The sequence below is a fragment of the Arthrobacter sp. Y3223164 genome (genome assembly GCF_059091005.1).
Map to the genome: position 1 here is coordinate 1 of NZ_JBNHGF010000050.1, position 12,449 is coordinate 12,449.

At 68.1% G+C, this 12,449-nt stretch carries 12 protein-coding genes; 6 read left to right on the forward strand and 6 right to left on the reverse strand.

What is annotated here, in order from left to right:
• Window positions 1–518, forward strand: a 518-nt coding sequence (locus AC5RUJ_RS04860; RefSeq protein WP_494155638.1) for a hypothetical protein, incomplete at its 5' end; no start/stop codon positions are given.
• On the opposite strand, the gene AC5RUJ_RS04865 is transcribed toward AC5RUJ_RS04860, so the two are convergent.
• The gene (locus AC5RUJ_RS04865) at window positions 515–2,368 is read right to left on the reverse strand and encodes a glycoside hydrolase family 13 protein (protein ID WP_494128954.1); all 1,854 of its coding nucleotides are present in this window, start codon (window positions 2,366–2,368) and stop codon (window positions 515–517) included. The two genes, AC5RUJ_RS04860 and AC5RUJ_RS04865, sit on opposite strands and share 4 nt — an antisense overlap.
• A 241-nt stretch (window positions 2,369–2,609) precedes the next feature.
• Here AC5RUJ_RS04865 and AC5RUJ_RS04870 point away from each other — a divergent pair, with 241 nt between their 5' ends.
• The 4 genes from AC5RUJ_RS04870 (at window position 2,610) to AC5RUJ_RS04885 (ending at window position 6,993) form a co-directional block, all read left to right on the forward strand.
• Window positions 2,610–3,959: an ABC transporter substrate-binding protein gene (locus tag AC5RUJ_RS04870; protein ID WP_494001996.1), complete on the forward strand. Its 1,350-nt coding sequence runs from the start codon at window positions 2,610–2,612 to the stop codon at window positions 3,957–3,959.
• Between the two features lie 97 nt (window positions 3,960–4,056).
• Complete coding sequence (locus AC5RUJ_RS04875; RefSeq protein WP_494128953.1) at window positions 4,057–5,022, forward strand: carbohydrate ABC transporter permease; 966 nt, start codon at window positions 4,057–4,059, stop codon at window positions 5,020–5,022.
• A complete protein-coding gene (locus AC5RUJ_RS04880; protein ID WP_493977240.1) occupies window positions 5,019–5,975 on the forward strand; it encodes a carbohydrate ABC transporter permease in 957 nt (318 codons plus the stop codon). Before AC5RUJ_RS04875 ends, AC5RUJ_RS04880 begins: the two co-directional genes overlap by 4 nt.
• Window positions 5,976–5,982: 7 nt before the next feature.
• Window positions 5,983–6,993 (forward strand): LacI family DNA-binding transcriptional regulator, encoded by a 1,011-nt coding sequence (locus tag AC5RUJ_RS04885; protein ID WP_494155639.1) that lies wholly within the window; start codon window positions 5,983–5,985, stop codon window positions 6,991–6,993.
• 32 nt (window positions 6,994–7,025) lie between these two features.
• Here AC5RUJ_RS04885 and AC5RUJ_RS04890 read toward each other — a convergent pair whose 3' ends face one another.
• Window positions 7,026–7,850 carry a DUF8083 family protein gene (locus AC5RUJ_RS04890; protein ID WP_494002000.1) on the reverse strand — a complete coding sequence of 275 codons (825 nt, stop codon included), beginning with the start codon at window positions 7,848–7,850 and terminating at the stop codon, window positions 7,026–7,028.
• A 1-nt stretch (window position 7,851) separates the two neighbouring features.
• Window positions 7,852–8,655 (reverse strand): exodeoxyribonuclease III, encoded by an 804-nt coding sequence (locus tag AC5RUJ_RS04895; protein WP_494074400.1) that lies wholly within the window; start codon window positions 8,653–8,655, stop codon window positions 7,852–7,854.
• Between the two features lie 105 nt (window positions 8,656–8,760).
• On the opposite strand from AC5RUJ_RS04895, the gene AC5RUJ_RS04900 reads away from it, so the two are divergent.
• On the forward strand, window positions 8,761–9,363 hold the full coding sequence (locus AC5RUJ_RS04900; RefSeq protein WP_494049111.1) for a uracil-DNA glycosylase family protein: 603 nt from the start codon (window positions 8,761–8,763) through the stop codon (window positions 9,361–9,363).
• A gap of 129 nt (window positions 9,364–9,492) precedes the next feature.
• Here the strand turns inward: AC5RUJ_RS04900 and nadE are convergent, their stop codons facing one another.
• From nadE to AC5RUJ_RS04915, 3 genes are all read right to left on the reverse strand, one after another.
• Window positions 9,493–10,317 (reverse strand): NAD(+) synthase, encoded by an 825-nt coding sequence (nadE, locus tag AC5RUJ_RS04905; protein ID WP_494013323.1) that lies wholly within the window; start codon window positions 10,315–10,317, stop codon window positions 9,493–9,495.
• 338 nt (window positions 10,318–10,655) lie between these two features.
• Entirely contained in the window at window positions 10,656–11,651 is a 996-nt protein-coding gene (locus AC5RUJ_RS04910; RefSeq protein ID WP_494023881.1) for a sugar phosphate isomerase/epimerase family protein, read from the reverse strand.
• Window positions 11,641–12,449, reverse strand: an 809-nt coding sequence (locus AC5RUJ_RS04915; protein ID WP_494155640.1) for a Gfo/Idh/MocA family protein, incomplete at its 5' end; no start/stop codon positions are given. The genes AC5RUJ_RS04915 and AC5RUJ_RS04910, both read right to left, overlap by 11 nt.

Genomic DNA, 12,449 nt, shown 5'->3' on the forward strand with positions numbered 1-12,449 from the left:
TGGTTCCCGCGCTCGCCGGCCGGTGGCAGGCCGCCACGGAGCAGGCCGGCGCCAACCTGGGGACGGTTTTGGACGCCACCACCCTGCCCGGCCAGCGGGACAGCTGGCTGTGGATTGTGGTGGCGCTGGTGCTGCTCCTGATGGTGCTGCTGATGATCGCGTGGGCCGCTCAGCAGGGCAAGGGCCGCACCGGTACCATCGCCGCGGATTACGACGGCGCGGGCGACCCCGGCGCCGTCTGGCTCAGTGCCGCCGTGGCCGAGCAGGCGCTGCGCGATGCGCTGCGGGAACGCGACAGCATCCTGCAGGCAACGGTCACCGCCTACGACTACGAGGGCGGCGGCGGCCTGCGCGTCCGGGTGGTTCCGCGCCTCGGGGTGTCCCCGCAGGCCGTGGCGGACGAAGTCTCCGACCTCGTGGAGGCGCTGGACCTGACCGTCGGATTCAGCTTCCCGGTGGTCATCCACCTGGTGGCCGGCGCGCGCTCGCGGCTGGTCCGCGCCGACCGCGTCCGCTAGCCGGACTGCCCGTCGGCGGCAGTGGCAAGCCAGACGGCCCCGTTGGGCTGCAGCATCCCGTCGGAGACTGCTCCCTCCTGCGACTCCAGCACCAGGGAGGCGCCGTCGGGCAGCCGGGCGGCGGACCTGCCCATGTTGGCCAGGACCTGGAGGGTCCCGTTGCGGTAGCTCAGGATCCCAGATCCCGGATTATGCTCTGCGGCCCATTCCAGGCTGCCGTGGCCCAGCTTCTGTTCCGCCCGCAGGCGCAGCGCCGCCCGATGCAGCTCGTAGGTGGAAGCTGCTACTCCCACCTGCCGATCCACCGCATAGCGCGCAAAGCTCTCGGGCTGCGGCAGCCACGGTTCATGCTGGGTGGAGCCCCACCCGTAGCCGTGCGCCTCCGCGCGCCAGGGGATCGGCACCCGGCAGCCGTCGCGGCCACGCTCTTCGCCGCCGGTGCGGAAGAACGCGGGGTCCTGGCGCACTTCGGCCGGCAGGGCGGTGTGCTCCGGAAGGCCCAGCTCATCGCCTTGGTAGAGGTAGGCGGAGCCGGGCAGCGCCAGCATCACCAGCGCCGCGGCACGGCCGCGCGCGTGGCCGAGTTCCTCATCGGGCCGTTCGTCGCCGGGGCCAATGCCCTTGGGGTAGGTGGTGGGATCCGCCAACCCGTACCGGGAGCTGTGGCGGACAGTGTCGTGATTGGACAGCACCCAGGTGCTTGGCGCACCCACCGATGATGCAGCGGCGAGCGAATCGTCGATGCTGCGGGCCATCCGTCGGGCATCCCAGCCGGCGAGCAGGAAGTCGAAGTTGAAGGCCTGCTGCATCTCGTCGGGCCGGACGTAGGCAAAAAGCCGCTCGGCGGGCTCGACCCAGGCCTCGGCGACCAGCATGCGGTCGCCGTCATACTCGGCCAGGACCTTGTGCCATTCCCGGTAGATCTCGTGCACGCCGTCCTGGTCGAAGTAGGGCGGGGTCTCCGGATGCAGGCGCTCCTCCTCCCGGGCAACTGCCTGCTGTGCCGCCGCTTCGCGGGCATCCGCCGCGGCGGGTTCCAGCACCTGTTCCTCGGACGCACGGGCATCGGGGGTGGGCGAGGCGCCCGCGGGCCGGCCGACCGCCGTTTCGTCACCGTCGGGCAGTGCGTCGTCGCCCGGGAGCCGCTCGCTGCCGGCCACCATCGAGGTCTTGGCCGCCCAATCCGGCAGGCCCTCGGCCTTGACCAGGCCATGGGCCACGTCAATCCGGAAGCCGTCCACGCCGCGGTCCAGCCAGAACCGCAGAACGGAGACCATTTCGGCCCGGACTTCGGGGTTCTCCCAGTTCAGGTCCGGCTGCGAGGAGTCGAACAGGTGCAGGTACCACTGCCCGGGCGTGCCGTCGGGTTCGGTGATCCGGGTCCAGGCATCGCCACCGAACACCGACTGCCAGTTGTTGGGTGGCTCGTCACCGTCCGGGCCCTTGCCGTCCCGGAAAATGTAGCGGGCACGTTCGGGCGATCCGGCCTCGGAGGCCAGCGCGCCCACGAACCATTCGTGCCGGTCGGACGTGTGGTTCGGCACCAGATCGACAATCACCCGCAGGCCCAGCTCGTGGGCGCGTGCCAGCAACGAGTCAAAGTCGTCCAGGCTGCCGAACAGCGGGTCGACGTCGCGGTAGTCCGCCACGTCGTAGCCGGCATCGTTTTGCGGGGAGACGTAGAAGGGCGAAAGCCAGATGGCGTCCACCCCCAGGTTCTTTAGGTAAGGGATCTTGGCGCTGATTCCGGGCAGGTCGCCCATTCCGTCGCCGTTGTGGTCGGCGAAGGAGCGCGGATAGATCTGGTAGATGACGGCGTCGCGCCACCAGGGAGCGTTTGCTGCGGTCATTGGCTCTCCTCGATTCGGGGGGTCAGGACCACTTCCAGCCTAATGATCTCTGAGGCCGAACAGACAGCGCGGCCGCGGATGCGGCGCACATCACGATTCGGCATCGAACGCCACCGCCTCGAAAATGTGCCTTGCGACACACTGTGTAAGCGTTTACGTTACGAGTTATCAGATGGGTACTTGGTGGGTTCTTCCTGACCAGCTCAGCTCTGTCGGGGCCACCGGACAAAGGAGTCACAACATGCACTATGCACGCTCCAGAAAGGCCGCCCTGCCGGTGGCCGCGCTCGGCGCCATGGCACTGACACTGTCCGCCTGCGGGGGAGGAACAGAATCCGAAGAGTCGCCGGCGCCCGCCGCAGACTGCGCCGCCTATGAGGCCTACGGCACCTTCGACGGCGCCGAGGTCAGCGTCTACTCGACCATCACCGATGCCGAGCAGGATCTGCTGGAGAATTCCTGGGTGGACTTTGAGGAGTGTACCGGGATCGACGTGGTGTACGAGGGTTCCAACGAGTTCGAGACGCAGATCGGTGTCCGCGCCCAGGCGGGCAATCCGCCGGACGTGGCGATCTTCCCGCAGCCCGGACTGCTGGCCGCCCAGGCCCAGGCCGGCTACCTGAAGCCTGCGCCCCAGGAGGTGTCCGACCTGGTCGACGAGAACTGGTCCGAGGACTGGAAGACCTACGGCACCGTGGACGGCACCTTCTACGCCGCCCCCATGCTGGCCAGCGTGAAGGGCTACGTCTGGTACGTTCCGGCCACGTTCAAGGAGAAGGGCTGGGAAGTTCCGAAGACCTGGGACGAGATGATGGAACTCACCCAGACCATCGCCGACGAGGGCACCATGAAGCCGTGGTGCGCAGGATTCGAGTCCGGCGAGGCCACGGGCTGGCCGGGCACCGACTGGATCGAGGACGCGCTGCTGCGCCAGGCCGGACCGGATGTTTACGACCAGTGGGTCAACCACGAGATCCCGTTCAACGATCCGCAGGTGGCCGAGGCCTTCGACGCCGTCGGCGACATCCTGAAGAACGAGGACTACGTCAACGGCGGCATCGGCGACGTCCGCTCGATCATCTCCACCTCGGTGGACGACGGCGGCATCCCGGTGATCGACGGCACCTGCGCCATGCACCACCAGGCCACGTTCCAGGCGGCCAACTGGCCGGAAGGCACCAACGTGGCCGAGGACGGCGACGTCTGGGCGTTCATCACTCCCGGCCAGGAGGCCGGCGCCAGCGCCATCACCGGTGGCGGCGAGTTCGTGGCAGCCTACACCGAAAGCGATGAGGTCTCGGCCTACCTGCAGTTCATGGCCTCGGCCGAGTTCGCCAACAACCGCGTGAAGCAGGGCGCCGCGATCAGCGCCAACAAGGGCCTCGACCCGGCGCTGGCCGCCAGCGACCTGGACCGCCAGTCCATCGAACTGCTGCAGTCGGAGGACACCACCTTCCGGTTCGACGGATCGGACCTGATGCCGGGCGCGGTCGGCGCCAACTCCTTCTGGAGCGGCATCGTGGAGTGGATCAACGGCAAGTCGACGCAAGAGGTCGTGGATTCCATCGAGGCCAGCTGGCCCAAGGACTAGGCAGCCGCCGGCAGCCCGGCCGCACCGCCTGCGACCCGATGCAGGCGGTGTGGCCGGGCACGGCCTGTCCCTTCCACGCACCAAGGAGGTAAGTGCCATGGAGGACGTTGGCGAAAAGCTCGTGCAGGTGGCGATCGCCCTGGCGGTCTTCGCCGCGATCATCGCCCTGATCATGCTGTTGGTGGACCGGGCGCCGAAGTCGTTCCGCGATAAGGCGACGATCATCGGGTTCCTGGCCCCCGCCGTCGTGCTCCTCACCATTGGGCTGGTGTGGCCCGCCATCCAGACCACGTACCTGGCGTTCACGGACCGCGCCGGAACGCCGAACGGCCTGGACAACTTTGTGTGGATGTTCACCCAGCCCGAAGCGCTGGTCACGCTGCGCAACACGCTGCTGTGGGTGGTCCTGGTGCCGCTGCTGTCCACCGGCATCGGCCTGGCTTACGCGGTGTTCATCGACCGGGCGCGCGGCGAGAAGGCGCTCAAGGCGCTGGTGTTCATGCCGATGGCCATCTCCATGGTGGGCGCCGGCGTGATCTGGAAATTCATGTACACGTACCGCGGCGGCGAACGCGAACAGATCGGCCTGCTGAACCAGGTGTTGGTGTGGTTTGGCGGCGAACCCAAGCAGTTCCTGCTGGACGCGCCGGAGAACACGTTCTTCCTGATCGCGGTCATGGTCTGGATCCAGACCGGCTTCGCCATGGTGATCCTCTCCGCGGCGATCAAGGGCATCCCCACCGAAATCGTGGAGGCCGCCCGGCTGGACGGGGCCAGCGCCTGGCAGCAGTTCCGTTCCATCACCATCCCGTCCATCCGGGGGGCACTGATCGTGGTGGTCACCACCATCACGATCGGCACGCTGAAGGTCTTCGACATCGTGCGGACCATGACCGCCGGAAACTTCGAAACCTCGGTGGTGGCCAACGAGATGTACACCCAGGCGTTCCGCGCCAACGAACCCGGACGCGGCGCCGCGCTGGCCTTGATCCTGTTCCTGATGGTGCTGCCGATCGTCGTCTACAACGCCCGGCAGCTGAAGAAGCAGAGGGAAATCCGATGAGCGCAACGCCTGCCATCCCCACCGCTCCCGACGCCGTCCTCGCCAGCACCACCGAACAGCAGATCCCGATCACCCGGCGGGTTAAGCAGCGCCTGACCTCGCGCGGAGCCACCGCGGCAGCGATCATCATCGCCGTCATCTGGACCGTGCCGACCTTCGGCCTGTTCATTTCCTCGCTGCGCCCGGAAGACAACATCCAGGCCAACGGCTGGTGGAACATCCTGGGCGACCTGCAGTTCACCACCGAGAACTACACGGATGTGCTGGCCTCCAAAGGCGGGTCCGCGTCCAATCTGGGGCAGTACTTTATTAACTCGCTGGCGATCGTCATCCCGGGCACCCTGATCCCCCTGGTGATCGCCTCGATGGCGGCCTACGTTTTCGCCTGGGGCCGGTTCCGCGGCAAGGACACCTTGTTCATTGTGGTGTTCGCGCTGCAGATTGTGCCGCTGCAGATGGCGCTGATCCCGCTGCTCTCGCTGTTCATCAACCTCAAGATCGGCGAGTTCCAGCTGCTGCCGGCCGGAACCTACGCCCAGCTGTGGATCGCGCACACCATCTTCGCGCTGCCATTGGCCATCTTCCTGCTGCACAACTTCATCTCGGAGATCCCCGGGGAGGTCATCGAGGCGGCGCGGGTGGACGGCGCCGGGCACGCGACAATCTTCTGGCGGATCATCCTGCCGCTGTCCGTGCCGGCGATCGCCTCCTTCGGCATTTTCCAGTTCCTGTGGGTCTGGAACGACCTGCTGGTGGCCCTGGTGTTCTCCGGAGGCACCGCCGACGTCGCGCCGATCACCCAGCGGCTGGCCGAACTGACGGGCACCCGCGGCGACGAGTGGCACCGGTTGACCGCCGGCGCGTTCGTTTCCATGATCGTGCCGCTGGCGGTGTTCTTCGGCCTGCAGCGCTACTTTGTCCGCGGCCTGCTGGCTGGTGGCCTCAAGGGGTGAGCACGCCGTGACCGGGATCGACGACGTCGCGCGGGCCGCCGGCGTCTCGACCGCAACGGTTTCCCGTGCCCTGCGCGGATTGTCCGGGGTCTCCACGGCCACCCGCGACCGCGTGCTGGCGACCGCCGACTCGCTGGGCTACGTGCCGTCGTCGTCGGCGGCCCACCTGGCCTCGGGCCGCACGAGGGCCATGGGCGTGCTGCTGCCGGTGATCGACCGGTGGTACTTCGCGTCCGCGCTGGAAGGCGTGGACCGGGTGTTGCGGGCGGCCGGCTACGACCTGATCGTGTTCAGTCTGGGCGGCACCGGCACCAACCGTGAACGGGTGTTCCACCGGTCCATGCTGCGCAAGCGGATCGACGCGCTGTTGGTGATGTGCATGGAGCTGACCGCGGACGAACTGGCGGCGCTGCAGGCGCTGGAGTATCCAAACGTGATCGTCGGCGGGCAGGTGGACGGTTTGCGCAGCGTGAGCGTGGATGACACCGCCGCGGCCGCCGAGGCCGTCGAGCATCTCATCGGGCTCGGGCACACGCGGATCGCGCACCTGCAGGGCGGCGGCGCCTACGGGATCGACTTCGACGTGCCGCGCCGCCGCGAGCTGGCCTTCCGGGACACGATGGCCCGGCACGGGCTGCGGGTTCGGCCGGAATGGCTGGCGATGGGTGACTTCCGGTTCGCCGGCGGCAGGGCTGCCGTCGGCGCGCTCCTCGACACACCCGGGGAACGGCCGACGGCGATCTTCGCCTCCGCGGACGAGATGGCCTTCGGCGCCCTGAGGGCCGCGCAGGAGCGCGGGCTGCGGGTGCCCGAGGACGTCTCCGTGGTGGGCATCGACGACCACGAGTTCGCCGAGCCGATGGGGCTGACGACCGTCCGGCAGCGGCCGGACCAACAGGGGGCCTACGCGGCCCGGCTGCTGCTGGCCGAACTGCAGGGAAAGGCGCGGCTGGACGTGCCGCGGGTCCAGCCCCACGAACTGGTGGTCCGGGCCTCGACCGCCCCGCCGTCGTCGTGATTGCCGGTTGGCTCCGGGCCGGCGGTCAGCGGTCAGGAAGCGCGGGCCAGTTGGCGGATCTTGATCCAGCGGCCGGCGAGCCGGCGGTAGGCGGCGGCGGCTCCGGTCATGTCGCCGTCGGCCAGCGATTCGATGCCGGCGTGCACGTCCGAGGGCGATTCGTCCGGGTAGACCAGCTCGGCCACGCGGCCGTAATCCAGCTCCACGATGCCGTCCGCGGTGAAGGTTTCCAGCCACTCGGTCAGCTCCGTCAGTTCTTCCAGCAGGTCCAGGCCCGGGGCGGCCAGGGCCAGGGAAGCCGCCGCGTAACGGGCCCGGTCGATGCACTGCGGGACCGGGGCAGCCAGGCGGACCGTCTGCAGCGTGTGGTCGCTCTCCACCTTTTCGGTGTGGTCGTCCTCGCGGAACAGCACGAACCAGCCGAACGGGATGCCCCAGGTGGAGCTGCGCGTATGCAGCTTGGCCAGGGCGTCCACAAAGTTGTCCGGGTCCAGCCGGGACTGCTGGGCGTCCCTCGCCGCTTCGGGCACCAGCAGCCCCAGCAGCGGATCACGCAGGCTGCTGGAGAGCGATTCCGCGGCCAGGGTGCTGCGGACGGCCAGCTGGTTGGGGCAGTACCGCGGCGTGGTGATGCCCTCGGGCGTCGGATAGTGGAGGACCCGGATCAAGTCGTCGCTGGAGTGCGGAAACGGGTCCGACACGGTGCGGGTGATCCGGCGCAGCGAATCACCGCGGTCCAGGTCCTCCGTGACGTCCCTGCCCCGGCCGCGCTGGCTCATGATGAGCAGCTGCTGGTCGTCGTCGAACACATCCAGTGGTTCGAAGACCCGCAGGTAGGAGACGTACGGGAACTTCATCTCAGTCCAGCTCCGCGATGACCGGCGCGTGGTCCGAGGCGCCCTTGCCCTTGCGCTCTTCGCGGTCGATCATCGCCCCGGTGACGCGGGAGGCCAGCGCGGGGGAGCCGAGGATGAAGTCGATACGCATGCCTTCCTTCTTGGGGAAGCGCAGCTGCGTGTAGTCCCAGTAGGTGTAGACGCCCGGCCCGGGGGTGTGCGGGCGGACGACGTCGACGAATCCGGCCTCTTCGAACGCGCGGAAGGCGGCGCGCTCGGGTTCGGTCACGTGGGTGGCGTTCTGCGCGCGGAACCAATCGATGTCCCAGACGTCGTCGTCGGTGGGAGCGATGTTCCAGTCGCCCATCAGTGCGACGGGGAGCGTCGGGTCCGCCTGGATCCAGCCGGCGGCCTCTTCCTTGAGGGCCTTGAGCCAGTTCAACTTGTAGGGCATGTGGGGATCGTCGACCGTGCGGCCGTTGGGGACATACAGGCTCCACACGCGCACGCCGCCGCAGGTCGCCCCGATGGCACGGGCCTCGGCGGCAGTCGTGTCCTCGGTCTTGCCGAAGTGCGGCTGCCCGTCGAACGTCCGTTCCACGTCATCCAGGCCCACCCGTGAGGCGATGGCCACGCCGTTCCACTGGTTCAGGCCGAAGTGCGCCACCTCGTAGCCGTTCTTCTCGAACAGGTCCCACGGGAAGTTCTCATCCTTGGCCTTGGTCTCCTGGATGGCCAGCACATCCACGTCGGAGCGCTGCAGCCAGGACTCAACGCGGTCGGCGCGGGCACGGATCGAGTTCACATTCCAGGTAGCAATCTTCACAACAGCTACGTTACCCAACGGCGGCAGGCTGTGCTCGCCGCTCGGGCGGCTCGGGCCCGTCGTCGGCTCCCCACGGCCCCAAGGCTTCAGGGGTATGTTGGATAGATGTTTGCTGATAAGCCGCAGTCTTTAGCAGATCCACTCGAACGGCAGCGGCGGCAAGCCATGCTGTCATCCGAGCCAGCCATACAGAAGCTTGAGGAATGGCGGGACGCCTACGCGCGGACCCGCACCGAACCCGTCCCGCATTTTGACCCGGCGGATGCGGGCGTTGAGGCGCGGGTGCTCTTTCTGCTCGACAGCCCGGGAAGCCAGACGGTCACCGCTGAGGGGCCGGGATTCGTGTCGGTAGACAACCCCGACCAGGCGGCCGAGCGGTGCTGGAACGAACGCCAGGAAGCGGAGCTGCACGAGGGGGTTCTCCTCTGGAATACGGTGCCGTTTTTCCTTAACGGCGCCGAGCCGACTCCGGTCCAGACAATAGCCGGCGTCAAGGCGCTCAAGTCCGTCCTGGGGCTGCTGCCTCGGCTCCAAGCCGTCGTGCTGTGCGGGACGTTCACCAAAACTCAATGGGCGAAACACATGGGTGCGTTCACCCGCCCGACCGTCATCAAGGCGCCCAGCCCCGGTGGCAGGGCGATGATCAGCCGGAAAAACCAGGATGAGTTCCGCAAGGCAGTGATGCGGGCGAAGAGCCTGGTCGGCTGACGCTTCAGCCGCCCGAGCGGGTGGCAGATCCTCAGGCGGGCTGTGCTTCACCCGCCTGGCCAGATGGCCAGATGGCGGTCAGCGGCAGGCCGGCCGGCCGCGCCTCGCCTGGCCGAGTGACGGTTCCGCCTAGCCCTGCCACCATTTGTCGAGGATGGACACCGGGGTGGTCCGCTTGTGCCGGGTCATCAAGTAGCGCTGCTCGATCTTTTCGGCGACCTCGTCGGGGATGGCGCGGCCCTCAAGGTAGTCGTCGATGTGGTCGTAGCTGATCCCCAGTTCGTCCTCGTCGGTGCGGCCGGGCGTGGTGTCCAACAGGTCTGCCGTCGGCACCTTGTGTGCCACCTGGTCGCTGGCACCAAGGTGCACCAACAATTGCCGGTTTTGCCGCTTGTTGAGTCCGAACAGGGGCAGCACGTCGGCGGCGCCGTCGCCGAATTTCGTGAAGAAGCCGGTCACCGACTCGGCGCCGTGGTCCGTGCCCAGCACCAGGTAGTTGTGCTGGCCGGCCAGCGCGTACTGGGCCATCATCCGTGCCCGGGCCTTGATGTTGCCCTTGTTGAAGTCGGTGATCTCTTCGCCGGTCGTCGTCGTGAATTCGGACTCGAAGCCGTCCACGGCCGACTTGATGTTGAACGTCCACGACGTTTTCGGCCGGATGAAATCCATGGCTGCCTGCGCGTCGGCTTCATCGTGCTGGACGCCGTACGGGAGGCGCACGGCCACGAAGGTGGCTTCGACGCCTTCTGCCTCGAGTTCGTCGACCGCCAGCTGGGCCAGCTTGCCGGCGAGGCTGGAGTCGACGCCGCCGCTGATGCCCAGCACAAAGCCTTTGCTGCCGGTGGTCTTAAGGTACTCCTTGAGGAATCCGACGCGCCGTGCGACTTCCTGTGACGGGTCGATGGAGGGCTGGACACCCATTTCGTCAATGATCGTGGCCTGGAGTTCGCGCATGGCCACAGCCTACTAAAGGTCCTGGCCAGCTGCAGGAGTTCGGCGGGCAGGTCCGCACGGCTCAGCCCAGGGGCCCCGGTTGTCCTTGTTTTGGGCGGCCCTTCGGCATCGCCGCAGGTCAGGGCCGCATCGGTTTCCAGAACGTGGACAATTCCTGCAGAACTTGGACAGCCGGCGTGTTTGGGCAGGCAGGAAGCACTTTCGCTCCCACGTCTTGGATGGATCTCCGGCATCGCCGCAGGTCAGGGGCTTAAGACCTCCCGAAACGTGGGAAGTTAGGCCCATACGTGGGAGCGTACCTGGGAGCGAACGGGTCGGCCACCGGTGCCCCACCGCCCCTACTGCTTGAACGCGGCGTCGAAGGAGGCCTGCGGCGGATCGAAGTCGAACCCCTTGAGGAACCGCAGGGCTTCCGGCGCCCCCTGCAGCCGGTCCATTCCGGCGTCTTCCCACTCCACCGAGATCGGCCCGTCGTAGCCGATCGCCGCCAGCGCCCGGAAGCTGGCCTCCCAGGGCACGTCGCCGCGCCCGGTGGAGACGAAGTCCCAGCCGCGCCGCGGGTCGCCCCACGGCAAATGCGATCCCAGCCGCGTGTTGCGACCGGTGATCCGCAGCTTCGTGTCCTTGCAGTCCACGTGGTAAATCCGGTCCTTGAAGTCCCAGATCAACGAGACCGGGTCGATGTCCTGCCACATCATGTGGCTGGGATCCCAGTTGATGCCGAACGCCTCGCGGTGCCCCAAGGCCTCCAGTGCCCGCACGGTCGACCAGTAGTCGTAGGCGATCTCGGAGGGGTGGATCTCGTGCGCGAACCGGACCCCGCACTCGTCGAACACGTCCAGGATCGGGTTCCACCGGTCGGCGAAGTCCCGGTAGCCGCCCTCGATCACGTCCGCGGGCACCGGCGGAAACATCGCCACGTACTGCCAGATCGAAGACCCGGTGAATCCCACCACCGTCTTCACGCCGAGCCGCTGCGCCAGCCGCGCCGTGTGCTTCATCTCCTCGGCCGCCCGCGCCCGCACGCCCTCCGGCTCGCCGTCGCCCCACACGCGTTCGCCGACGATCGCCTGATGCCGGAAGTCGATCGGGTCGTCGCACACCGCCTGGCCCTTCAGGTGGTTGGAGATCGCCCATACCCGCAGGCCGTTGCGCTCCAGGATGCCGAGCCGGTCGGCGATGTAGTCGTCGTCGTCCCAGCGCCACGCATCGAGGTGGCCGCCGGACACCGCGATCTCCAGGCCGTCGTAGCCCCAGCCCGCGGCCAGTTCGGCCACCTTCTCCAGGGGCAGGTCCGCCCACTGGCCGGTGAACAGCGTGAAATTACGGGCCATCGGTTGCTCCTGCATAGTCGGCGCGGGTGTCGGTTTCGGCAAGGACGACGGCGGTGCCCGCCTGCCCGGCGCTGCGCACCATCGCGTCCAGCACCTTCTGCACGGCCAGGCCGTCCTCGAAGCTTGGGCTCGGTGCCCGGCCGGTTGCCACCGCGGCCAGGAAATCGGCGGCCTGGCTGGTGAACGTGTGGTCCCAGCCGAGCACGTGGCCCGGCGGCCACCAGGCCTGCAGGTACGGGTGCGTCTCCTCGGTGACCAGAATCCTCGCCGCGCCCGCGAGCCCCGGCGGGGCCCCGGCGTCGTAATAGGAGAGCTCGTTGAGCCGCTCCAGGTCGAAGCCCAGATGCCCGGCGGACCCGTAGACCTCGATCCGCAGCGCGTTCTTGCGGCCCGCGGCCATCCGGCTGACCTCCAGGCTGGCCACCGCGCCGGAATCGAGCCGCAAGGTGGCCCACGCGGCGTCGTCGACCGTCACCGGTTCGGGCCCGCCCGGGCCCTGCCGGGTTTCGACGAACGTGTTGAGCGTGGCGGAGACCGACGCGACCCGCGCGCCGAGCAGGAAGTGGATCTGGTCCACCGCGTGCGAAGCCAGGTCGCCGAGCGCCCCGGAGCCGGCGGTCTCGCGGCGCAGCCGCCACGTCATCGGGGCGGTGTCGTCGGCCAGCCAGTCCTGAAGGTAGGCGACCCGCACCTGCCGTACGGCGCCGATCCTGCCTTCGGCGATCAATCGGCGCGCCAGGGCCAGCGCCGGCACCCGCCGGTAGTTGAAGCCGACCATCGACTGGACGCCGGCCTCCC